Genomic DNA, 20,287 nt, shown 5'->3' with positions numbered 1-20,287 from the left:
GGTTAGTGACCGCCGCCGCCCGCCGCGCGTTTGGGGCGCTGCATCAACGGCGTCAACGCCACCAGCAGCATGAACAGGAAGGTGAGGGCGATGAACACGTCGCCCATCGCCATCACGAAGGCTTGCTGGTGCACGAGCCCCGCCATTTTTTTGATGGCGCCCAATTCGGCGTCGCTGCCCAGGCGCGATAGGGCGCCCGTCATCAGCGTCAGCGTTTCCAGCGCCGATTGACTCGACCACGTCACCTGTTCGTGCAGGCGCTGGAGATGCAAATCCGTGCGGTCGTTCAGCAGCGTGTTGATCAGCGCCAAGCCGACCGCGCCGCCGAGATTGCGCGTGAGGTTGTAGAGCCCCGACGCGCCCTTCAATCGCTCGGGCGGCAGCGAGCCCAGCGCCAGATTGTTGATCGGCACCATGCAGGTCATGATGCCGATGCCGCGCAGCATCTGCGGCACGAGCAACTCCCAGAAATCCCAATCGATCGTGATGGCGGAGGCTTGCCACGTGCCGGCCGAGAACATGACGAATCCCGCCGCGATCAGCACGCGCGGATCGGCCTTGGCGGCCAGGCGGCCGATGACCGGCGCGGTGAGGAACATGCAAAGCCCCGTCACGAACATCGCCTCGCCGATCTGCAACGGCGAGAAGCCGCGCACGCGCGCGAGATAGACGGGATAGAGATAGGTGAGGCCGTAAAGCCCGATACCCATGACGAAGGAGCAGATCGACGCGGCCGTGAAGGTGCGGTTGGCGAAAGCGGTCAAATCCACGATCGGCCGCTTGACGGTCAGGTTCCGCCAGAAGAACACCATGCTTCCCAGCGTCGCGGCCAAGGCGGCGGTGACGATCAGATCGCTGCCGAACCAATCCTTCGCCGGGCCTTCCTCGAGCACGTATTCGAGCGAGCCGAGGAACACGGCCATCGCGCCCAGGCCCAGCCAGTCGAACCCTTCGAGCAGCGACAGATCGGGGCGGTCGAAATCGACCAGCACCCAAACCGAGAGGGTGACGACGATGCCCGGCACGATGTTCACCAGGAACAGCCAGTGCCAGGAGAACAGATCGGTGAGATAGCCGCCCACCGTCGGGCCGATCGTCGGCGCGAGCGTGGCGACGAGGCCGACCACGGGCGCGATCATCGATTGTTTGCTGCGCGGGAAGATCGTGTAGGCGGCGGCGAAGACGGTCGGGATCATGCCGCCGCCGATGAAGCCTTGCAGCGCGCGCCACACGATCATTTCCCCGATCGAAGTGGATTGCGCACACATGAAGCTCATCAGCGTGAATCCGCCCGCCGATAGCGTGAAGACGATGCGGGTGGAGAAGGCGCGGCTCAAAAACCCCGACAGCGGAATCATGATGACTTCCGCGATCAGATAGCTCGTCTGAACCCAGGAAACTTCCTCGGCGCTGGCCGACAGCCCCGCCTGGATCTCGGCGAGCGACGCCGAAACGATCTGGATATCCAGGATCGCCATGAACATCCCGAACACCATCGCGATGAACGCGACCAGGCGTTTGGGATCGATGCGATCCGCGTCGGCGGTTTGGGCGGCCATGGCCGGACTCACTTCGCCCCGTTCAATTCGAATCGTCGGCTCCGGCGGCGGTCACGTCCTTCGTGCGCACGTCGACGACCACCGACATGCCCGGGCGCAAACGGCCTTCGCGCGCGATCGCCTCGGGCAGGGCGATACGCACCGGCAAACGCTGCACGATCTTGGTGAAGTTGCCGGTCGCGTTTTCGGGCGGCAGCAGCGAGAACTCGGCGCCCGTGGCGGGGGCGACACTCGCCAGATGGCCATGGATGATGCGGCCAGGATAGGCGTCGACATGCAGTTCGACATCCTGGCCCGGGCGCAAATTCGCGAGCTGCGTTTCCTTGAAATTGGCTTGGACGTAGACGCCGTCGAGCGGGACGAGCGCCATCAGCCGCGTGCCCGGCTGCACGTATTGGCCCGGCTGGGCGGCGCGGTTGCCGACCGTGCCGTCGAAGGGGGCGCGGATCACGGTGAATTCGAGATCGCGTTCGGCGCGCTGCAAGGCGGTATCGAGTTCGCGGCGTTGGCTTTCGGCTTCGGTCTGCTGAGCGCGCAGAACGTCCATCGCCGCGTTGGCCGCTTCGACGCCCGCGCGCGCGCCCGCCACGCCGGCCACGCCGCGATCGCGATCGGCGCGGGCTTGATCGAACGTCGCGATCGACGCGTTGCCGGTGCGCGCGAGCGAGTCCGCGCGATTGAAGGCGAGATTGGCGCGCGCCAGTTCGGCTTGCGCCGAGGCAAGCTGGGCGACGGCCTGTTCGATCGACGCACGTTGCGCCGACGTCTGGCGGGCGAGGCGGGCGATGGTGGCGTCTTGCGTCGCCACGCGCAGGCGGGCGGCATCGACCGCGAGCTTGTAGTCGCCGTCGTCGAGGCGCAGCAGCACGTCGCCGGCTTTGACCTTGGTGTTGTCGGCGACGGCGACGGAAGCGACGAGGCCCGAGACCTTCGCCGCGACGATCGATTGATACGCTTTTACATAAGCGTCGTCGGTCGAGACGACGAAGCGCCCGTCGGTGTACCAGCCATAGCCTTTCCAGCCGCCGAAACCGAGGGCGACGGCCAGCACGGCGAGCAGAACGAGACGCTTGCGATTGGGGGCGGCGGCTGTGGGGGAAACTTCGCCATCGGGCCGCAACTTGGCCGCTTCGTTATCCATCTTCATTTGAACCGGAGGGGTGAGAAAAAGGGTGCGCCTTGACAGGGGCGAGGGCCTCATTCAAATTGAACCGAACGGTTCGGTCAATAACTTTCCACGGCATAGGTCCGTTGATGTCCACGCAGGTCGCCCAAATTGCCGAGGTTTCGGACACCGCCAAACGGCGTCAAATCATTGAAGGTGCTCGACAAATCTTCATGCGCGACGGCTTTGACGGCGCCAGCATGAACGACATCACCAAGGCGGCCGGCGTGTCGAAGGGCACGGTCTACGCCTATTTCCCGTCGAAAGAAGCGCTGTTCGAAGCGCTGATCCGCGAGGATCGGCGTATCCAGGCCGAGCAGATTTGCCGGTTCTCCGCGGACGACGAAAACGTCGCGGACGTGCTGCGCGAGATCGCGCGCAATATCGTCGATGCGGTGACGCGGCCCGGACATATGGCGCATTTGCGCACGGTCATCGCCGCATCGGCGAAATTCCCGAGCATCGGTCACGCCTTCTACGAGGCGGGGCCGATGTACGGGGCGGGGCGGCTCGCGGCCTATCTCGATCGCCAGGTCTCGGCCGGTCGCTTGTCGATCGGCGACACGCAGCGCGCGGCGTTCCAGTTCATCGATCTGTGCCTCACGCGGCCATTGAAGCAGATGCTGTTCTGCGTGATCGAAACGCCCGATCCCGCCGAGATGGCGAAGGCGATCGATTCCGCGATCGCCATGTTCATGGCCGCCTACGGGCCGAAGAAGGGTTAGCGCCCCGCACCCGTTTGCATGCGGGCACTCCACGGGAACAGCAAGCGTTCGGCCAGCACCACAAGCTGGAACAGGATCATCGCCAGCAGCGACAACACGACGATGGCGCCATAGCCGACGGGCGTGTTGAAGAAGGCGAGCGACGAGGTCATCAGGAAGCCGAGGCCGCGATCGGCGGCGACGAACTCGCCCACGACCGCGCCGATGACCGACAGCGTGATCGCCATTTTCAATCCGGAGAACACGAACGGGATCGCGTAGGGCAGGCGGATGCGCAGGAATTCCTTCCAGCGATTGGTCTGCAGCGAACGGCCGAGCTCGATCAATTCCTTCGGCGTGGCGCCGAAGCCGGTGGCGCTGCTGATGACCAGCGGGAAGAACGCGACCATGAACGTGATGACGATCTTCGGTAGCACGTTGGTGCCCAGCAGCAGCACCAGGATGGGGGCCAGCGCCACTTTCGGGATCGATTGCGACAGGATCAGCAGCGGATAGATCGCCGCGCGCCCGAAAGCGGAGAGCGTAAGATAGGCCGCAAGCGGCAGCGACACGACGATCGACAGCGCGAAACCGGCCAGGATCGTGCCGAGCGTGGCCGCCGCATGCATGGCGACCGTGTCGCGGATTTCCCAAAGGGCGACGACGATGCGCTGGGGCGAGGGCAGGATATAGACGGGGATCGCGAAGATTTCGACCGCCAGCGCCCAGGCGAGGAACAACGCCGCGACGACCGCCGCCGGCAGCAACGCCGATGCGTTAAGCGGCTTGCGTCGCGCTGGGGGGCGCATGACGGGACCCGCGATAGACGTGGGCGCGGATGCGCTTGGTTGCGGCCTGGAACTCATCGCGGGACTCCATGTCGAAATTGCGCGGCCGGGGCAGGTCGATGCGCACATCGTCGACGATGCGGCCGGGACGGGCGCCCATCACGATCACGCGATCGGCGAGCATCACCGCCTCGGGCACCGAATGGGTGATGAACACGATCGCCTTGGGCTTGGCGGCCCACAGATCCAAAAGCAGCGCGCCCATCTCGTCGCGCGTCAGCGCGTCCAGCGCCGCGAAGGGCTCGTCCATCAGCAGCACGGCGGGATCGCGGACCAAGCCGCGGCAGATCGCCACGCGCTGTTGCATGCCGCCGGAAAGCTCGTCCGGCATCCGATTTTCGAAACCCGAAAGCCCGGCGAGTGCGAGCAACTCGCGCGCGCGTTTCTCGCCTTGCGGCCCGTACTCGTTCAGCATGCGCAGCGGGAACAGCACGTTGTCGAGCACGTTGGCCCAGGGCAGCAATGTGGGCGCCTGGAAAACCAAGCCGACATCGGCGGTCGGCTTCGTCACTTTTTCGCCCTTGATGCGGATGCTGCCCGCACTGGGCGCGACCAGCCCCGCGATCAGCCGCAGCAGCGTCGATTTCCCGCAGCCCGACGGGCCGACCACGGCGACGAACTCCGTAGCACCGATATCCAGCGAAACGCCCGAAAGGGCCGGGATCGGCCCTTCCGGGGTTTCGAACTGGTGCGAGACGAAGTCGAGTTCGATCACGAGCGGCCCGGCAGGAAGCGCGCGTCGATGAAGGTCGAGACGTCGGGCGTCTGCGTCAGCTTCTGCGCTTCCTTGACGGCTTCCCAAGTGCGCTTCAGCTGGTCCATATCGAAGCCGCCCAGGCCGACCTTCTGGCTCGTCTCGTTGAAGACGAAATCCATATAGGCCATGTGGTTCAGCTTGACGTTCTCTTCCTTCAATTCGGGATAGGCCTTCGACAGGATCTTCGCCGTCTCGTCCGGGTTGGCGCGCGACCATTGCCAGGATTTGACGACGGCGCCGAGATAGCGCTTGAGCATATCGCCTTTGGTCGCGGCGGTCTGTTCGGTGACGAACTGGCATTCGCCGTAGACCTGCACGCCGTTCTTGGCCATCGGCATGGCGTGCAGCGGCTTGCCCTGCGCGGTCGTTTCGGCGTTGCGCAACGGGAACACGGTGCTGAAGCCCGGCATCGCGTCGACCTGGCCCGCGAGCAGCGTGGGCAGCAAAGCGCTCGCCTCCATATTCACGAAGGTGACGGAGGCGGGATCGATATTGTTCGCCTTGGCGAGCAGCGGGAAATAGACCATCAGCGAGTTGCCGGGCGTGATGCCCACGCGCTTGCCCGCGAGATCCTTCACCGTTTTGATCGGCGAGGATTCGAGCGTCCAGAAGCCTTGCGGCGAATAGGAATACTCGGCGCTGATGCATTTGACCGGCAGGCTTTCACGCACCCGGCCCAGCGCGACGACGCCCAGATCGGCGGTGCCGATTGTCGCCGCGCCGGTGACGATCTTCTTGACCGTGTCGCCCGAGCCGAAGCCGCGCTGCATTTTGAGATCGATGCCGGCTTCCTTGAAGAAGCCTTTCTCGATCCCGGCGGCCATATAGGCGTTCTCGCCCTGGATCAGCCAATTGGCCTGGAACAGGACGGTATCTTGCGCGAGTGCCGGGGCCGAAACGGCCAGACAGGCGAGAGCGGCGGCGGTGACGAATTTTTTCATCGGGGGCATCCCTGTGGGTGGATCAGAAGGGCAGGTCGCCTTTGACCATCATGCGATGGATATGGCGCTTGTATTTTTGGTCGTCGAACAGCGTGCCGGTGTGCAGCGTGCAGCGATTGTCCCAAAGGACCAGATCGCCTTCGCGCCATTTATGGGCGAGCTGGAAGCGGGGGCCGGTCGCGTACTCGACCAAGCGATCGACCAGCGCCTTGCCTTCGGCGCGGTCCATGCCGTCGATGCCCCACACCGTGCCCGTGCCGATGAACAGCGATTTGCGCTTGGTCACCGGATGGGTGCGGATCAACGGGTGCTTCACGTCGGGCGTCAGCGCCTTTTGCGCCTCGGTCAACGGGGCGCGATCGGCGCGCGTCGCCATCCAGCTTTGATAGGAATGATGGATGCGCAAACCGTCGAGGGCGCTTTTCTCGTCTTCGGGCAACGCCTCGTAGGCCGACGTCATGTCGGCGAACAGCGTGTCGGCGCCTTCCGGCGGGCAGATCAGGCCGTAAAGCGCCGTCATCATCACCGGCTTTTCCTTATAGGAAAGGTCGGTGTGCCAGCCGATGCCCTCATTGTGCGCGCCGATCTGGCGGCCGTTCTCCTCGATATTGGCGAGGACATAGATCTCGGGAATACCGGGCAGGGTGTATTGCAGCAACGTATGCGTTTCGAGCGGGCCGAAACGCTTGATCGTGTCGCGAAGCTCCGGCGGGGTCATACGCTGGTCGCGCAGGCAGACGACCGAGTAGCGGTTGAACGCCGCTTCGACGGCGGCGAAGGTCGCCGCGTCGGCGTCCTTCAGCTGTATGCCGGTGATTTCGGCCCCGAACCCGTTGGCGTTCGGGGCGATTTTCAGCTGTTCGGCCCCGGCGGGGGCCAGAATGGCGGCGGCTTGCATCGCGGTCTCGATCCTTCCGGTGGTCGCCTCGGCACCGGTCGGAGAGGCAAACCCCGTGCCGGTCGGCACCCCGAAACGGTGGCCGAGCCGACCATCACCCGAAAAGCATCGATTTAGGGACGCATTGTTGCCTTTAAGGCACCATGGCCCGATTGGGGCCGGTAGAGGCGGTCGAGCTCGGCCTGAAGCGCGCGGACCAGAAGATCGGCAAGTCCCTCCAGGGGCGCTTTTGTCCGTTGGGCCAGAATCAGCGATTGGGGCCGTGCCGCCAGTTCCTGGACGGGAATGAACACGAGCTTGCGCTGGCGCAGCTCCTCCGCCACGTCGACCTCGTTGAGGAAGGTGAGGTGCGGCGCCTCCCGCGCCAGCTTCTTCAGAAGATCGGTCGAATTGCTTTCCAGGACCGGCAGGATCTCGGGCTGCGGCGGGATCACCTCGTCCAGAATCATCCGGATCGTCACGCTGGGATCGGGCAGGACCAGCGGATAGTCGAGGCAGTCGGCCAAGCGCAGCTTGGTCTCGCGCGCCAGCGGATGATCGGGGGCGACGACCGCGCCGAGCGGGCAGCCGACATCGGCGAGCACGCGCAAGCGCGGATGGCGCGGCAGGTTATAGGCAAGCACCAGATCGAGATCGCCGCTGAGCACCGCCGCGATCAGCGCGTCGAGCGACGCGTTGCGCACCGTCACGCGGATGAAGGGATGCTTGGCGCGAAAATCGGCGATCACCGTCGACAGCAAGCCGCTGGCGAGACCGCTGACCGTGCCGATCGCGACCTTGCCGTGGCGCAGCCCCTTCAGGCCTTCGATGCGCCGGCGCAACCGGTCATGATCCTTCAAAGTCTGGCGGACATGGGCGATCAGCATTTCGCCCGCCGCCGTCAAACGCAGGCCGCGGGGCAGGCGCTCGAACAGCGGCGCGCCGAGTTCCGCCTCCAGCGCCAGAAGCTGACGGTTGATCGCCGACGACGCGACGTTCAAGCGCGCCGAGGCTTTGCGGATCGAGCCCGAGCGGACGATCTCGTCCAGGTAACGCAACATGCGTCCGTGCAGCACGGCCGAATCTCCTTGGCTGCGACGAGCCTACGATAAGCGCACGCGGCGTTGGTGGAGAATTCGCGGGGGCTTGGTTAACGCCGCGTTGTGGTTAATGCGCATTGAGGTTAACGGCGTTTCAACCAAACATTATCGAAGTCGCGCGACGTTTTTTCTTCGCCGTGCGTATGAGCGCGCGTTACATATCGATACGCGGCCGATTCGTTTTCACGGCTACAATTTCTTCGCGTCTCCGGGGTTTTCCGGAAAATCGTTATCCACGTAAAGATTGTATTGATAGGTAAAAAATTCCTCTAAACCGAGTCTTGCCGGGTCGTTTCTTCCGCCGCCGAAATCCGGAGCGAGAATCTTCCAAACGAATCAAGGCGACATAACTGGCAAGCGGCTTGCAGTTCATTTCGACATAAAGATTTTCGTTTTTCGACGGCACGTTTTCTTCCGGAGTGATTTCCGATGTCGCTTTCCGCGGCACTCTATTCGTCGCTGAGCTCGCTGCTGACCTTGCAGCAACAATCGCGCATCGCTTCGGCAAATGTTGCGAACGCGCAGACGGCCGGATACACGCAGAAACGGGTGAACCTGACCACGCCGGTCGTGCAGGGTTTGCCGAGCGGTGTCGCGATCGCGTCGATCACCCGCACGACCAACACGACGTTGCAGAACGAATTGCTGAACCGTACGGCGGAATCGGCCGGGGCGGCGGTGCGCCAGGAATATCTGCAGCGCATCGGCTCGTTCCTGAACGTCGAAAGCGGCACGCCGCGTTTGACCTCGACCTATCAGGCGTTTCAGCAAGCGTGGAAGGATTACGAGGCGAATCCCGAAAACGCGACGCTGGCGCGTGCGGTGGTCACGCAAGGCACGCTGCTGGCGGGGGAGATCAACAATCTCGCCGGGCAGCCGCAGCAGATCGACGCGATGATCCAGACGGACATCACGCAGAGTGTGACGCAACTCAACCAGTTGGTTCAACAGGCCTATACGCTCAACGCCCAGATCGTGAACCAGTCCTCGACCGGACAGCCGATCGGCGATCTGCAGGACCAGATGGATCAGGTCGTGGCGCAGATGTCCAAGATCACCAAGGTGCAGATCTTGGGCACGGGCACGAATTCGCTGCAGATCGTCACGGCCGGCGGGCAGACCTTGGTGTCGGGCGCCGTGCCGCCGAGCTTCAGCTACGATCCGAACTCCAACCAGATCCAAATGTCGGTCAACGGCGCCACGCAAAGCGTGCCGGCGTCGTCGTTCCCCGGCGGCCAGCTTGAATCGCTGATGCGCCTGCGCGCCGGGTTCGAAGCGCAGGCGTCCACGTCGAGCTATTCGCAAGGCGTGATGGCGTCGAGCGAGCCGGGCGACGGCGCCTTGCGCAAATTCCAGAACCAGCTCGACGCGATCGCCAACCAGGTCGCCTATGCGGTCAACACCGCCTACAACAAAAGCGCTTCCTACGGCAGCGAACTGGCGGCGAATTTCTTCACTTACTCCAACTTGCCGTATCCCGTATCGAACACGACCGCCACAACCGTCGCGACCGGCGGGGCGACGGCTTCGACCGCCGCCGGCGGCCTCACCGATACGGGTGCCGCGTTCGGCAATTATTCGCCCACGCCGACGGCTTACTACCGCGTGACGATCACCGACGGGCTCGGCAAGGGATCGTCCGCGATCATCACCGCCAGCACGGGCACCTCGATCACCGCCCCGGGCTTGGCCGCAACCGATGGCACCAGCAAATACGTCATCCAAGAGGTGACAGGCCCGCTGATGTCGAACGCCACGACCGCGGCGACGACGACGAGCCTGACCGACACGACCAATTCCTGGACGCCGAACCAATTCGCGCCCACCGCGACGGGTGTGGGCTACCAAGTGCGCATCGTTTCCGGGCCGGGGGCGGGACAGGTCGCCGCGATCACCGGCAACACGGGCGACACGTTGAACCTCAATTCGCCCTTCACCTCGGCACCGGGGGCGGGCAGCGTCTACGTGATCGAGCCCGCTTACGGCAATAATCCGTCGGCCGCGTCGATGTTGCAGGTCAATCCGGCCCTCGCCAATGGCGGCATGACGGCGAAGGCGGGTGCCGCCGGCGACATGTCCGACGCGCTCAACAACGCGACCGCAACGACGTTCGACAGCATTCCGATGCCGACGGGGGCGGGTGCGCTCAACAACACCGGCATCGTGCAAGGCGCGCTCACGATCGCCAACACGATCGGCTCGGCCGTTTCCTACACGGCCTGGAGCATCGCCGACGCGCAGAACACCGCGACCTATGCCGACACGCTGCAATCGCAGACGAACCAAACCTATCTCAATACGGTCGGCGTCTCGGTCGATCAGGAAATGGCGCATCTCGTGACGCTGCAAAACGCGTATCAGGCGTCGGCCATGGTCATGCAGACCGTGCGCACGATGATGGACACGCTGATCAATCTCGGAAGGAACTGACCATGGCAGCCGGCATCACCAGCCTCGCGCAGCTTCTGGGCATCCAGCGCAATATTTCGACGCAAACGACCGAGCTCAATGCGTTGCAGAAGGAACTCTCCACCGGGCGCAAGCGCGACGGCTTGATCGGCGTGGCGGCGGGCGCATTTCAGCAATCGGGCCTCGCATCCGACACGCTGCGCTATCAGCAATATCGCCAGACGACGGTCCAGGCGACGATCTACACCCGCGCGATCGACGCGACGCAGTATCGCACCGATCTTTACGCGCAATCGCTGACGTCGCTGCAAGACATCGCCAGCGACATGAATTCGGAACTGTTGAAGACCCAGTCGACCACGCCCGCGACATACTCGGTTCAAATGGCGCTGGTGGATGGCGCGCTCAACCGTATCCAGTCGATCCTGAACACGACCGATGGGCAGCGTTATATTTTCGGCGGCACGGCTTATTCGACCGCACCGATGAAAAACCTGACCGGGCTCGATACGGCCGCCTTGGCGGCGGGTGTCAACGATTTCGGCGCGAGCACGAATTCGCCGCCGCGCAACGCGACCTATGCGAACGCCGTGCAGTCGATGCCGTTCACCGCGCCGGTGAACGCCGCGCAGTTCGCGGGCGACGGCAATACGAACGTGCCCGGCTATATCGATGCGAGCCTCGATACCGCCGCGCCCTCGACCGCGAACGGGCAGTGGATCTACTCGCAGACCAGCGTATCGGTCGCCGACGGCATGAATGTCGATTTCGGCATCAGCGCGGCCAATGGCGCGTTCCAGAATCTGGTCAACGGGCTGCGGAACTACAAGATGGCGTTGCGCTGGGCGCAGAACACGCCCGATACCTATTTGCAGAACGATCCCACGGGCAATGCGCAGCAATATCTGGCGCAAGCCCAAGCGCAGATCCAGCAGGCGATGAAGGACATCGCCAATCTGTCCGGCACCAACGGCGCCAACCAGGCGATGCTGAAGGATATGCGCGCGATCCAGGAGGATACGGCGACCGCCGGCACGATTTCGGCCGACAAGATCGTCGCCGTCGATATCGGCGAGGTCGGCACCAAGATCGCCGGCGTTCAGGCCTCGCTCGAAGCCACCTACATCACCACCCGCGATATTTTGAACCTCAGCCTCGCGAAATATTTGTCCTGACGATAAGGAGTCCAAGCATATGGCAACCGTCGCAATGAATTCCGCGATCAGCGGTCTGAACGCGTTCCAGACCGCGATCAACTATATTTCCGACAATGTCGCGAACTCTGCGACGATCGGCTTCAAGCGCATCGACGCGAATTTCTCGTCCTACGTTTCCGCTTCGTCGTCGCGCTTTTTCAATCCGGGCGGCGCCACCGCGACGCCGAAATTCGTCAACTCGCTCAGCGGGCCGATCATCCAGGATGCGTCGCCGACCTCGATCGCGGTCACCGGCTCGGGCTGGCTGCCGGTGCAGGATGGGTTCACGACGGCGTCCGGCCTGTCGACCAACGACGTGCGGCAATACACCCGGCGCGGCGATTTCACGCTCGACCAGAACAATTACTTCGTGAACGGGGCGGGGAAGTATCTCTACGCGCGCTCCGTGCCGCGCCCGACGACGGCGACCCCCAACCCTCAGCCCGATCAAGGGCCGTTGGTGCCGGTGCAGATCAACAAGGATCAGATGCCCGCTTTGGCATCGACCTTGGCGAATTACGCCGCGAACATTCCTTCGAACGCCGCGGCGGGGACCGTCTATAACGGCGGCACGATCACCATCACCGACGCCAACGGCAATGCGCAGCCCGTCACCATCACCTGGTATAATCGTTCGGCGTTGGACGGGACGGGCACGCTGCCCGGCGTGACGGCCGGAACGTCCACCGGCACCAACGCGATCGGCGCGTCGGCGGCCGGCGACGTGCCGCAATGGCGCGCGGTGCTGAGCGTGCCGACGAGTTCCGGCAACGGCACGGAATCGATCGCGCTCGACTTTTCCTTCGGCACGACGACGACCACGGCGGGCCAGCTGACCGGCATCACCGTGGCCGGCACCACGTCGCCGGCGGGCGAGTTCGGCGCGGCGGTGACCGCCGGGACGGGGCAGGTGGTGTTGAGCTACAGCGCGCCGGGCTTGGCGGCGGCCCCCGCGCAGACCATCAACGCCGAGTTCGGCGCGCCGAATTCGGTTTCCGGTCAGCCGTCGCAGTTGAACGTCGCGGGCGGCGGCACGTCGCAATATGGCGGCACGTCGATCTCGCTGTCGGCCGCCAACGCCAACGGCTATTCCGCCGGCACCTATACCGGTGTGGGCATCGACAACGCCGGAAACATCTATTCGACCTATTCGAACGGCCAGCGCTTGGTCCAGTACCAGATCGCGCTCGCCACGTTCAACGATCCGGGCGGTCTCGTCCGCCAGAACGGCGAGGCCTTCCTCGACTCGCCCGAAGCCGGCTTCGTCGGCTATCAGGCGCCGGGGACCGGGTCGGCCGGCGGCATCAGTGCGAACTCGCTGGAGAACTCCAACGTCGATATCGGCGCCGAGTTCACCAAGATGATCGTCGCGCAACGCTCCTATTCGGCGAACGCCCGCATGATTACGACGGCGGACGAGATGCTCCAGGAAGTGGTCAACCTGAAGCGTTAGTAGCCGGATATCGACCGTTTCGGCTCCAACTTGGGCCGCCGGTTCGCCGGCGGCCTCTTTTCTTTTAAGGGGGCTGTAAATCGGCGGGTCGATGCCCCACATTGGATGAAATTCTTCGTCCGGGGACCGACAGTATGACCAGCAAACTCTTCTCGCCGCTCAAACTCGGCGGGCTCGAACTCGCCAACCGCATCGTCATCGCGCCGATGTGCCAGTACAGCGCCGTCGACGGTAGCGCCTCCGATTGGCACACCGTGCATTTCTCGAACATGCTGCAATCGGGGGCGGGCGTGTTCATCCTCGAAGCGACGGGCGTCGAGGCGGCGGGTCGCATCTCGCATGGCTGTCTCGGCCTCTATTCCGACGCGAACGAAGAAGCCTTGGCGCGCGTGCTGAAGATCGTGCGCCCCTATTCGAAAATGCCGATCGGCATTCAATTGGGCCATGCCGGGCGCAAGGCCTCGACGCAAATTCCGTGGCTGGGCGGCGGCGGATTGAAGGCGGGGCAGAACCCGTGGCCGACGGTCGCGCCCTCCGCCGTCGCGTTCGACGAGAACCACGACACGCCAAGTGCGATGGGCAAGGCGGAGATGGCGCGCGTCAAGAAGGCCTTCGCCGACGCCGCTAAGCGCGCGTTGCGCCTCGGTCTTGATCTGGTCGAGCTGCACGGCGCGCATGGCTATTTGCTGTGTCAGTTCCTGTCGCCGATCGCCAACAAGCGTACCGACGAATACGGCGGATCGGCCGCCAATCGCGCGCGTTTTCCGCTGGAAGTGTTCGACGCCGTGCGCGCCGTGTGGCCGAAGGAAAAGGCGCTGGGCGTGCGCCTCAACGGCACCGATTGGCGCGAGGACGGGATCACGGTCGACGAAGCCGCCGATTTCGCCGCCGAGCTCGCCAAGCGCGGCAGCGATTTCGTGCATGTCACGTCGGGCGGCAACGGGGCGGCGAGTATTCCGCTGGGGGCGGGCTATCAGGTGCCGTTGGCGGAGAAGGTGCGCGATCGTGCCAAGATCCCGACCATCGCGGTCGGTCTGATCACCGATCCCAAGCACGCCGAAAGCATTCTGACCGAAGGCAAGGCGGAGGCGATCGGTTTGGCGCGCGGCATTCTCAACGATCCGCGCTGGCCGTGGCATGCGGCCGTGGCATTGGGCGAAAACCCGCCGGGCGTGTCGCCGCAATATCTGCGTGGCGCGCCGCGACCGGCCGCTTAGGCGCCGAATTCGCGGATCTGGCCCACGACCAGCACATGCTGGCCTTGGCGGACGGGGGCGCGCCAGGCTTGCGCGATCACCACGCCGTCGACACCCGCCCGGATCGGTTCGGGCGGCAGATCGATGCGTTCGAAATCGTGCAGCAGGCCGATCGTCTCGCCCTTGCGGACTTGCGTGCCGCAATCGAATAGCGGTTCGTACAAGCCGCCGAACGGGGCGGGGACGAAGCATTCGCGGTCGACCATCTCGGCCCGGCGCTGCGTGCCGTCCGCGTGCGCGCCGATCTTTTCGATCTTGCCGTCGAGCTGGCCGTGATGGATCGCGGCGGCGAGCACGCCTTGGCGGGCGTAGCGCACGCCGGCGGGCTGTAGCGCTTCGCCCCAGCCGAGCTCGCAGCCGACGGTGATCTTGCCCATCGCCTCGGCCTCGCTGGTCAGCAGACCCGGCGTTTCGTTCTGATAGGTGATGACCAGCGGGGTCGCGAACCAGCGCGCCGTGTCCTCGATCGCCTTGCCTTGCACGGGGTCGGGGATCGGGTGGAAGCTGGCGCAGGGAATGAAACGCGCGATCTGGCCGCCGGCATGAAGATCGAGCACGACATGCACGCGCGGAAAGATCGTCTCGCGCACGAAACGCGCGATGCGATGGGTGATGCCGCGCCTTCCGGGCTCGATCCCGGCTCCAGGAATGAAGGCGCGATTGAGATTGACGCCGTCGTCTTGCGTCGAATCGCGCGTCCCGGCCATGAAAGCGGCGACGTTGAGCACGGGGACCAGCACGATCCGCCCGCGCACGCGGGCGACGTCGATCTCGCCCGTCAGTTTTTTGATCGCGACCGGGCCTTCATATTCGTTGCCATGATTGGAGCCGAACGCGACCAGACCTTGGCCGGGCTTGGCTTCCGGCCCGACGAATACGGTCAGCGGGATCAAATGATCGCCCCAGATCGAATCGTGGTCGAGCGCCACGTGATAGTCGCGCCGTCCGGGCGTATCGAAATCGATCTCGGCGGGGCGGACGATCTTGCGGGTCGCGGTCATCTTCTCGGTTCCTAGTTCACGCGGTGCGCGGCGATGAATTTCTCGTCGACCGTCACGCCGATATCGACGGCATCGGGGATGGCCAGGAAACCTTCGGCGTCGAGCTTGAACGGCGCCTGGGCGATGCCGCCGGTGAGCGCGCTCTGGCTGACGTTGAACTCGACCAGCGGCGCTTCCTTCAACGTCGACAGGAATTGCAGGCTGTGCCCGGTCAGCAGATGCGTCAACCAGGAATGCGTGACGAGCTGGATGCCCGCTTTTTCCGCCATGCGCGCGACGTCGAGCGCCACGGTCAAGCCGCCGCAGCGCGTGAGGTCCGGCTGGATCACGTCGACGGCTCCACAGCCGATGAAGCGCTCGAATTCCCAGCTCGTCGCGACCTGCTCGCCGGCGGCGAGTTTCACCGGGCTTTCCTTGCGCACGGCCGCATAGGTGTCGAAATGCTCGGGGTGGATGAAATCCTCGACCCAGTAGACGTTGTATTCGGCGAGCCAGTTGCACAAACGCAGCGCCTGATCGCGGGTGCGCGGGGCCCAGCGTTCGGGCTTCGCCCAGCCGACCGGATACCAGCCGGGATCGACCATCAACAGCCGATCGGGTCCCAACGTTTCGCGCGCGGCGGCGACCAGTTCGCGGTCGCGGCCTTCGTCTTCGCCGAACACGCCCCAGCCGAATTTCACGGCCGTGAAGCCTTTGTCCATATAGCCCTGCGCCGCGTCGCGCATCCCGGCGGGCGTGGCGCGGAACAAGGTGGAAGCATAGGCGCGGATGCGGTCGCGTTTGCGCCCGCCCAACAGCGCGGCCAACGGTTTTCCGGCGGCCTGCGCCTTGATCGACCACAGCGCGTTGTCGATCGCCGACATGCATTGGATCGCGATGCCGCGCCGCCCGTAATAGGCGCTGCCGATATATAGCTTGTTCCAGATGCGCGTCGTGTCGGTCGGGTCTTCGCCGATCAGCAGATCGCCCAGCGCCTTGAAGCCCAGGATCGACATGCCGGGACCGCCGATGATCGCCGCGGCGGCGGAAGCGAGGGTTTCGATATCGCCCCAGCCGACCAAGCCGCTATCGGTCGTGATCTTGACGATCAATTGCCAATCGCCGTTATCGACCGCTTCTTCGCCGCCTTGCGTGGCGACATAGGTTTGTTCGCCGCGCAGCAGGATCGGGTCGACGGCAACGATCTTCATTTCTTCTCTCCCAATTCGCCCGCGTAGTGGCAGGCGACGACATAGCCCGGCGATGTTTCGCGCGGACGCGGCGCTTCCGCCCGGCATTTGTCGGTCGCGAAGGCGCAGCGCGGATGGAAATGACAGCCCGTGGGCGGGTTCAATGCCGAGGGCACGTCGCCGCGCGGGATCGCTTGCGTGCGGCGCAAGCGCGGATGGGCGGCCGGCACCGACGCCAGCAGCATGCGCGTATAGGGATGCTGGGGCTTGGCGAACAGATCGGCGACCGCGCCGATCTCGACGATACGGCCGAGATACATGACCGCAACGCGCTGGCACAGATGCCGTACGACCGCGAGGTCATGCGCGATGAAAAGATAGGCGAGGCCGAGTTCCTTTTGCAGATCGCTCAGCAGATTGACGATCTGCGCTTGGACCGAAACGTCGAGCGCCGAGACGGGTTCGTCGCAGACGATCAGCTTCGGGCCCGGCGCCAGCGCGCGTGCGATCCCGATGCGTTGGCGCTGCCCGCCGGAAAATTCGTGCGGATAGCGCGAAATATGCGCGGCGGGCAGGCCGACAAGCTCCAGTAACGCGCGCGCCTTCTTCGTCCGCGCTTCACCGCGCAAATCGCCTTGCACGACGAGCGGTTCGGTCACGATCTCCTCGACCGTCATGCGCGGATCGAGCGAGGCTTGCGGATCCTGGAAGACGATCTGCATCGACCGGCGCAGCTGGCGCAGTTCGGCCTTGCCGAGCGCCAGAACGTTCCGGCCGTCGAATTCGACGTCGCCCGATGTCGGCTCGATCAAGCGCAGCGTCAAACGCCCGGTCGTCGATTTGCCGCAACCGCTTTCGCCGACCACGCCCAAGGCTTCGCCGGCGTGAAGATCGAACGACACGCCGTCGACCGCGCGCACGCGGCCGGTTTCGCGCGCGAACAAGGCGCCGCCCTTCACCGGAAAATGCTTGGTGAGGTCGCGGACGCGCAGAAGGGGCGTCGTTGTCATGCCGCTTGCCAATTCATCGTCGCGTCGGTACGTCGGCAGGCGGCGCGATGGCCGGCGGCGAGCGTGACGTCCGTCGGTCGCGCGGCCGAACACGCCGCCTCGGCGAAGTCGCAGCGCGGCGCGAAGCGGCAACCGGGCGGCGGGGCGGCCGGGTCCGGCAGCGCGCCGGGAATGGTGCGCAAGCGCACTTCCGTCTGGGCGAGGGTGGGAGTGGCGCCGAGCAAGCCTTGCGTATAGGGATGGCGGGGCGCATCGAACAAGGTTTCGATCGGCGCTTCCTCCGCCACGCGGCCCGAATACATCACGACCACGCGATCGGCGAATTCGGCGATCACGCCCATGTTATGGGTGATCAGCAGCATCGCCATGCCCGTCTCGCGCCGCAGATCGTTCAGCAGGTCGAGGAGCTGCGCCTGCACCGTAACGTCGAGCGCCGTGGTCGGCTCGTCGGCGATCAGCAGCTTGGGATCGCAGGCCAACGCGATGGCGATCATCACGCGCTGGCGCATGCCGCCCGACAACTGGTGCGGATAATCGTCGAGGCGGCGCGACGCCGAGGGAATGCCCACGCGGTCGAGCATCGCGACGGCGCGTTTGCGCGCGGCTTCGTTGCCGAGGCGCTCGTGCAAGCGCAAGCTTTCGGCGATCTGTTCGCCGATCGGGAAGACGGGGTTGAGGCTCGTCATCGGCTCCTGGAAGATCATGCCGATGCGCTTGCCCCGGATGCGGCGAAGTTCCTTCGCGGGCATTTGCAGAAGGTCGCGGCCTTCGAACATGGCGCTGCCCGACAAGACGCGCGCGGGCGGTGTCGGCAGCAGGCCCAAGATCGACAGCGCCGCGACACTTTTGCCCGAGCCGCTTTCGCCGATCAGGCCGACGGCTTCGCCCGCGCGCACGTCGAAGCCGACATCGTCGACGGCGATCGTGCTTCCGCTTTCGGTCGCGAAGGCCGTGGTCAAATTCCGTACGCTGAGCAACGCGTCGCTCACGGCTACTCCTGTTGGATCTTCATGCGCGGGTCGAGCACGTCGCGCAGACCGTCGCCCAGCAGATTGAGGCCGAGCACCGTGACCGCGATGGCGATTCCGGGCACGACCGTCAGCCACCATGCTTCGCGGATATAGGACCGGCCTTCGGAAATGAGGATGCCCCAGCTCGGCACGGTCGGCGGCGCGCCCAATCCCAGGAAGCTCAGCACCGCCTCGGACAGCACGGCATAGGCGAAGACGAAGCTGAGCTGAACGAGCAGGGGCGCCATGCAATTGGGCAGGATGTGGCGCGTGAGGATATGCCAATCGCCAGCACCCGCCGCGCGCGAGGCGTGGACATAGTCGAGTTCGCGCACGACCAGCACGCTCGCGCGCAAGATACGCGCGGTGCGCGGGATATAGACGACGGCCAGCGCGATGACCGCCGTGCTGGTCGACGGGCCCAGGATCGCGGCGATGCCGATGGCGAGCAGCACCGACGGGAAGGCCATCAGCGCGTCCGACAGGCGCATCAGCGGATTATCCAGCGCGCGGAAATAGCCGGCCAGCGCGCCCATCGCCACGCCGAATACGGCGTTGAGCATGACGACCCAGAAGCCAATCTCGATCGACAACCGGCCGCCGTAAAGGACGCGCGCGAACATGTCGCGGCCCAAATTGTCGGTGCCGAACCAGAATTCGGACGACGGTTCGCGGAAGCGCATCCGGATCTGCATCCGGTTGGGCTCGTACTGCGCGAGCAACGGCGCCAAAAAGATGGCGAGGAAGACGAGCGTGACCAGGAACGCGCCGGCCACGAAGGCGCGGTTGCGCAGCAGCTTGCGGCCCGTACGCCGCGCATTGGCGGGGAACAGCGTCAAGGCGAGATCAGCCATCGCGATCCACCTGCACGCGCGGATCGAAATAGGCGTAGAGCATATCGGCCAGCAGGTTGAGCAGCATCAGCGCCGCCGCGACGAACAACAATCCGCCTTGGATCATCGGATAGTCGCGGCGCAGGATCGCGTTGCCGAGCAAAGCGCCCATGCCGGGGATGGTGAAGATCGTCTCGATCACGATCGAGCCCGAGATCAGCACCGAGAAGATCAGGCCGACGACGGTGACGATCGGGATCATCGCGTTGGCGAGCGCGTGCTTCATCACCACGACCCATTCGGGCAGGCCCTTGGCGCGCGCCGTGCGCACGTAATCCTGGCGCAAGACTTCCAGCATCGCGGAGCGTGTGATGCGCGCGAGCAGACCGATCTGGAGCATCGCCAACGCCGCCGCCGGCATCGTGGCGGTGCGCAGGAATCCGACGATGCTGTCGGCGGGATCGACGAAGCCGCTGGTCGGCAGCCAGCCGAGATGGACGGAGAAGACGACGATCATCACAAGGCCGAGCCAGAAATTCGGCAGCGACACGCCGATCAACGCGAGCGTCGTCGCGGCTTGGTCGACCCATGTATTGTGCCGCAACGCCGCGATGATGCCGGTCGCAAGGCCGAAGATAAGTGTGAGCAGCATCGCGTAAGCCGAAAGCCACAACGTCGCGGGCAGGCGTTCGATGATGGCGCTGGTGACGGGCACGTTCAGCAGCAGCGAATTGCCCAGATCGCCATGCAGCAGATTCCAATAGAACGCGCCGAGCTGGACATGGAACGGCTGATCGAGCCCGAGATTGCGGCGGATCTGGTCGATCTCCGCCGCGGTCGCGTTGGTGCCGCCCATGACGACGGCCGGATCGCCGGGGACGAGCTTGATCATCCCGAACGCGATCAGGCTGACGATCGCCAGGATGGGGATCGTGTGCAGCAGACGTTTGATGGCGAAAGCGAGCATTTGCGAAGCGTAAGGGCGGGACCGGCCGATGG

General features: G+C 64.7%; 17 protein-coding genes. 5 read left to right on the top strand and 12 right to left on the bottom strand.

The features are described from left to right. Window positions 1-2: 2 nt before the first annotated feature. The gene (locus J0H39_11795) at window positions 3-1,559 is read right to left on the bottom strand and encodes a DHA2 family efflux MFS transporter permease subunit (protein MBN9497428.1); all 1,557 of its coding nucleotides are present in this window, start codon (window positions 1,557-1,559) and stop codon (window positions 3-5) included. A gap of 22 nt (window positions 1,560-1,581) precedes the next feature. Continuing rightward, window positions 1,582-2,700: an HlyD family secretion protein gene (locus J0H39_11790; protein ID MBN9497427.1), complete on the bottom strand. Its 1,119-nt coding sequence runs from the start codon at window positions 2,698-2,700 to the stop codon at window positions 1,582-1,584. A gap of 113 nt (window positions 2,701-2,813) precedes the next feature. Here J0H39_11790 and J0H39_11785 point away from each other — a divergent pair, with 113 nt between their 5' ends. Continuing rightward, window positions 2,814-3,449: a TetR/AcrR family transcriptional regulator gene (locus tag J0H39_11785; protein MBN9497426.1), complete on the top strand. Its 636-nt coding sequence runs from the start codon at window positions 2,814-2,816 to the stop codon at window positions 3,447-3,449. Here the strand turns inward: J0H39_11785 and J0H39_11780 are convergent. From J0H39_11780 to J0H39_11765, 4 genes are all read right to left on the bottom strand, one after another. Beyond that, on the bottom strand, window positions 3,446-4,237 hold the full coding sequence (locus tag J0H39_11780) for an ABC transporter permease (GenBank protein ID MBN9497425.1): 792 nt from the start codon (window positions 4,235-4,237) through the stop codon (window positions 3,446-3,448). The two genes, J0H39_11785 and J0H39_11780, sit on opposite strands and share 4 nt — an antisense overlap. Continuing rightward, window positions 4,206-5,249: an ATP-binding cassette domain-containing protein gene (locus J0H39_11775; protein ID MBN9497424.1), complete on the bottom strand. Its 1,044-nt coding sequence runs from the start codon at window positions 5,247-5,249 to the stop codon at window positions 4,206-4,208. Before J0H39_11775 ends, J0H39_11780 begins: the two co-directional genes overlap by 32 nt. 747 nt (window positions 5,250-5,996) lie before the next feature. After that, window positions 5,997-6,872, bottom strand: coding sequence for a TauD/TfdA family dioxygenase (locus tag J0H39_11770; GenBank protein ID MBN9497423.1), 876 nt, complete (start codon window positions 6,870-6,872; stop codon window positions 5,997-5,999). 113 nt (window positions 6,873-6,985) lie between these two features. Further along, window positions 6,986-7,927, bottom strand: coding sequence for a LysR family transcriptional regulator (locus tag J0H39_11765; protein MBN9497422.1), 942 nt, complete (start codon window positions 7,925-7,927; stop codon window positions 6,986-6,988). A 453-nt stretch (window positions 7,928-8,380) separates the two neighbouring features. Here J0H39_11765 and flgK point away from each other — a divergent pair, with 453 nt between their 5' ends. From flgK to J0H39_11745, 4 genes are all read left to right on the top strand, one after another. Then, entirely contained in the window at window positions 8,381-10,381 is a 2,001-nt protein-coding gene (flgK, locus tag J0H39_11760; protein ID MBN9497421.1) for a flagellar hook-associated protein FlgK, read from the top strand. A gap of 2 nt (window positions 10,382-10,383) precedes the next feature. Then, window positions 10,384-11,535, top strand: a complete 1,152-nt coding sequence (locus J0H39_11755) for a hypothetical protein (protein MBN9497420.1) — start codon at window positions 10,384-10,386, stop codon at window positions 11,533-11,535. 19 nt (window positions 11,536-11,554) lie between these two features. Continuing rightward, on the top strand, window positions 11,555-13,009 hold the full coding sequence (locus J0H39_11750) for a flagellar hook-basal body complex protein (GenBank protein MBN9497419.1): 1,455 nt from the start codon (window positions 11,555-11,557) through the stop codon (window positions 13,007-13,009). A 134-nt stretch (window positions 13,010-13,143) separates the two neighbouring features. Next, entirely contained in the window at window positions 13,144-14,226 is a 1,083-nt protein-coding gene (locus tag J0H39_11745) for an NADH:flavin oxidoreductase/NADH oxidase (protein ID MBN9497418.1), read from the top strand. On the opposite strand, the gene J0H39_11740 is transcribed toward J0H39_11745, so the two are convergent. The 6 genes from J0H39_11740 to J0H39_11715 are packed head-to-tail and all read right to left on the bottom strand — an operon-like array spanning window position 14,223 to window position 20,255. Then, window positions 14,223-15,266, bottom strand: coding sequence for a succinylglutamate desuccinylase/aspartoacylase family protein (locus tag J0H39_11740; GenBank protein MBN9497417.1), 1,044 nt, complete (start codon window positions 15,264-15,266; stop codon window positions 14,223-14,225). The two genes, J0H39_11745 and J0H39_11740, sit on opposite strands and share 4 nt — an antisense overlap. 11 nt (window positions 15,267-15,277) lie before the next feature. Beyond that, the gene (locus J0H39_11735) at window positions 15,278-16,456 is read right to left on the bottom strand and encodes a mandelate racemase/muconate lactonizing enzyme family protein (protein MBN9497416.1); all 1,179 of its coding nucleotides are present in this window, start codon (window positions 16,454-16,456) and stop codon (window positions 15,278-15,280) included. Continuing rightward, complete coding sequence (locus tag J0H39_11730; protein ID MBN9497415.1) at window positions 16,453-17,445, bottom strand: ATP-binding cassette domain-containing protein; 993 nt, start codon at window positions 17,443-17,445, stop codon at window positions 16,453-16,455. The genes J0H39_11735 and J0H39_11730 overlap by 4 nt, the downstream gene beginning before the upstream one ends. Continuing rightward, the gene (locus J0H39_11725; protein MBN9497414.1) at window positions 17,442-18,554 is read right to left on the bottom strand and encodes an ABC transporter ATP-binding protein; all 1,113 of its coding nucleotides are present in this window, start codon (window positions 18,552-18,554) and stop codon (window positions 17,442-17,444) included. The genes J0H39_11730 and J0H39_11725 overlap by 4 nt, the downstream gene beginning before the upstream one ends. Next, window positions 18,437-19,309 carry an ABC transporter permease gene (locus J0H39_11720; GenBank protein ID MBN9497413.1) on the bottom strand — a complete coding sequence of 291 codons (873 nt, stop codon included), beginning with the start codon at window positions 19,307-19,309 and terminating at the stop codon, window positions 18,437-18,439. The genes J0H39_11725 and J0H39_11720 overlap by 118 nt, the downstream gene beginning before the upstream one ends. Then, window positions 19,302-20,255: an ABC transporter permease gene (locus tag J0H39_11715; protein MBN9497412.1), complete on the bottom strand. Its 954-nt coding sequence runs from the start codon at window positions 20,253-20,255 to the stop codon at window positions 19,302-19,304. The genes J0H39_11720 and J0H39_11715 overlap by 8 nt, the downstream gene beginning before the upstream one ends. Window positions 20,256-20,287 lie beyond the last annotated feature (32 nt).

The sequence above is a fragment of the Alphaproteobacteria bacterium genome, from assembly GCA_017308135.1.
In the GTDB taxonomy this organism is placed as follows: domain Bacteria; phylum Pseudomonadota; class Alphaproteobacteria; order CACIAM-22H2; family CACIAM-22H2; genus Tagaea.
Note: the sequence above shows the minus strand (reverse complement) of the source record. Positions and strands in the feature narration are given on the sequence as shown.

Coding starts and splice junctions, on each gene's coding strand:
- J0H39_11725 (MBN9497414.1), bottom strand. CDS start 18,554: ATGGTGGCTGACGGTCGTGCCCGGAATCGCCATCGCGGTCACGGTGCT.
- J0H39_11795 (MBN9497428.1), bottom strand. CDS start 1,559: ATGGCCGCCCAAACCGCCGACGCGGATCGCATCGATCCCAAACGCCTG.
- J0H39_11790 (MBN9497427.1), bottom strand. CDS start 2,700: ATGGATAACGAAGCGGCCAAGTTGCGGCCCGATGGCGAAGTTTCCCCC.
- J0H39_11785 (MBN9497426.1), top strand. CDS start 2,814: ATGTCCACGCAGGTCGCCCAAATTGCCGAGGTTTCGGACACCGCCAAA.
- J0H39_11720 (MBN9497413.1), bottom strand. CDS start 19,309: ATGGCTGATCTCGCCTTGACGCTGTTCCCCGCCAATGCGCGGCGTACG.
- J0H39_11780 (MBN9497425.1), bottom strand. CDS start 4,237: ATGCGCCCCCCAGCGCGACGCAAGCCGCTTAACGCATCGGCGTTGCTG.
- J0H39_11735 (MBN9497416.1), bottom strand. CDS start 16,456: ATGAAGATCGTTGCCGTCGACCCGATCCTGCTGCGCGGCGAACAAACC.
- J0H39_11770 (MBN9497423.1), bottom strand. CDS start 6,872: ATGCAAGCCGCCGCCATTCTGGCCCCCGCCGGGGCCGAACAGCTGAAA.
- J0H39_11775 (MBN9497424.1), bottom strand. CDS start 5,249: ATGGTCGCGCGCCAACCCGGACGAGACGGCGAAGATCCTGTCGAAGGC.
- flgK (MBN9497421.1), top strand. CDS start 8,381: ATGTCGCTTTCCGCGGCACTCTATTCGTCGCTGAGCTCGCTGCTGACC.
- J0H39_11715 (MBN9497412.1), bottom strand. CDS start 20,255: ATGCTCGCTTTCGCCATCAAACGTCTGCTGCACACGATCCCCATCCTG.
- J0H39_11730 (MBN9497415.1), bottom strand. CDS start 17,445: ATGACAACGACGCCCCTTCTGCGCGTCCGCGACCTCACCAAGCATTTT.
- J0H39_11745 (MBN9497418.1), top strand. CDS start 13,144: ATGACCAGCAAACTCTTCTCGCCGCTCAAACTCGGCGGGCTCGAACTC.
- J0H39_11750 (MBN9497419.1), top strand. CDS start 11,555: ATGGCAACCGTCGCAATGAATTCCGCGATCAGCGGTCTGAACGCGTTC.
- J0H39_11755 (MBN9497420.1), top strand. CDS start 10,384: ATGGCAGCCGGCATCACCAGCCTCGCGCAGCTTCTGGGCATCCAGCGC.
- J0H39_11740 (MBN9497417.1), bottom strand. CDS start 15,266: ATGACCGCGACCCGCAAGATCGTCCGCCCCGCCGAGATCGATTTCGAT.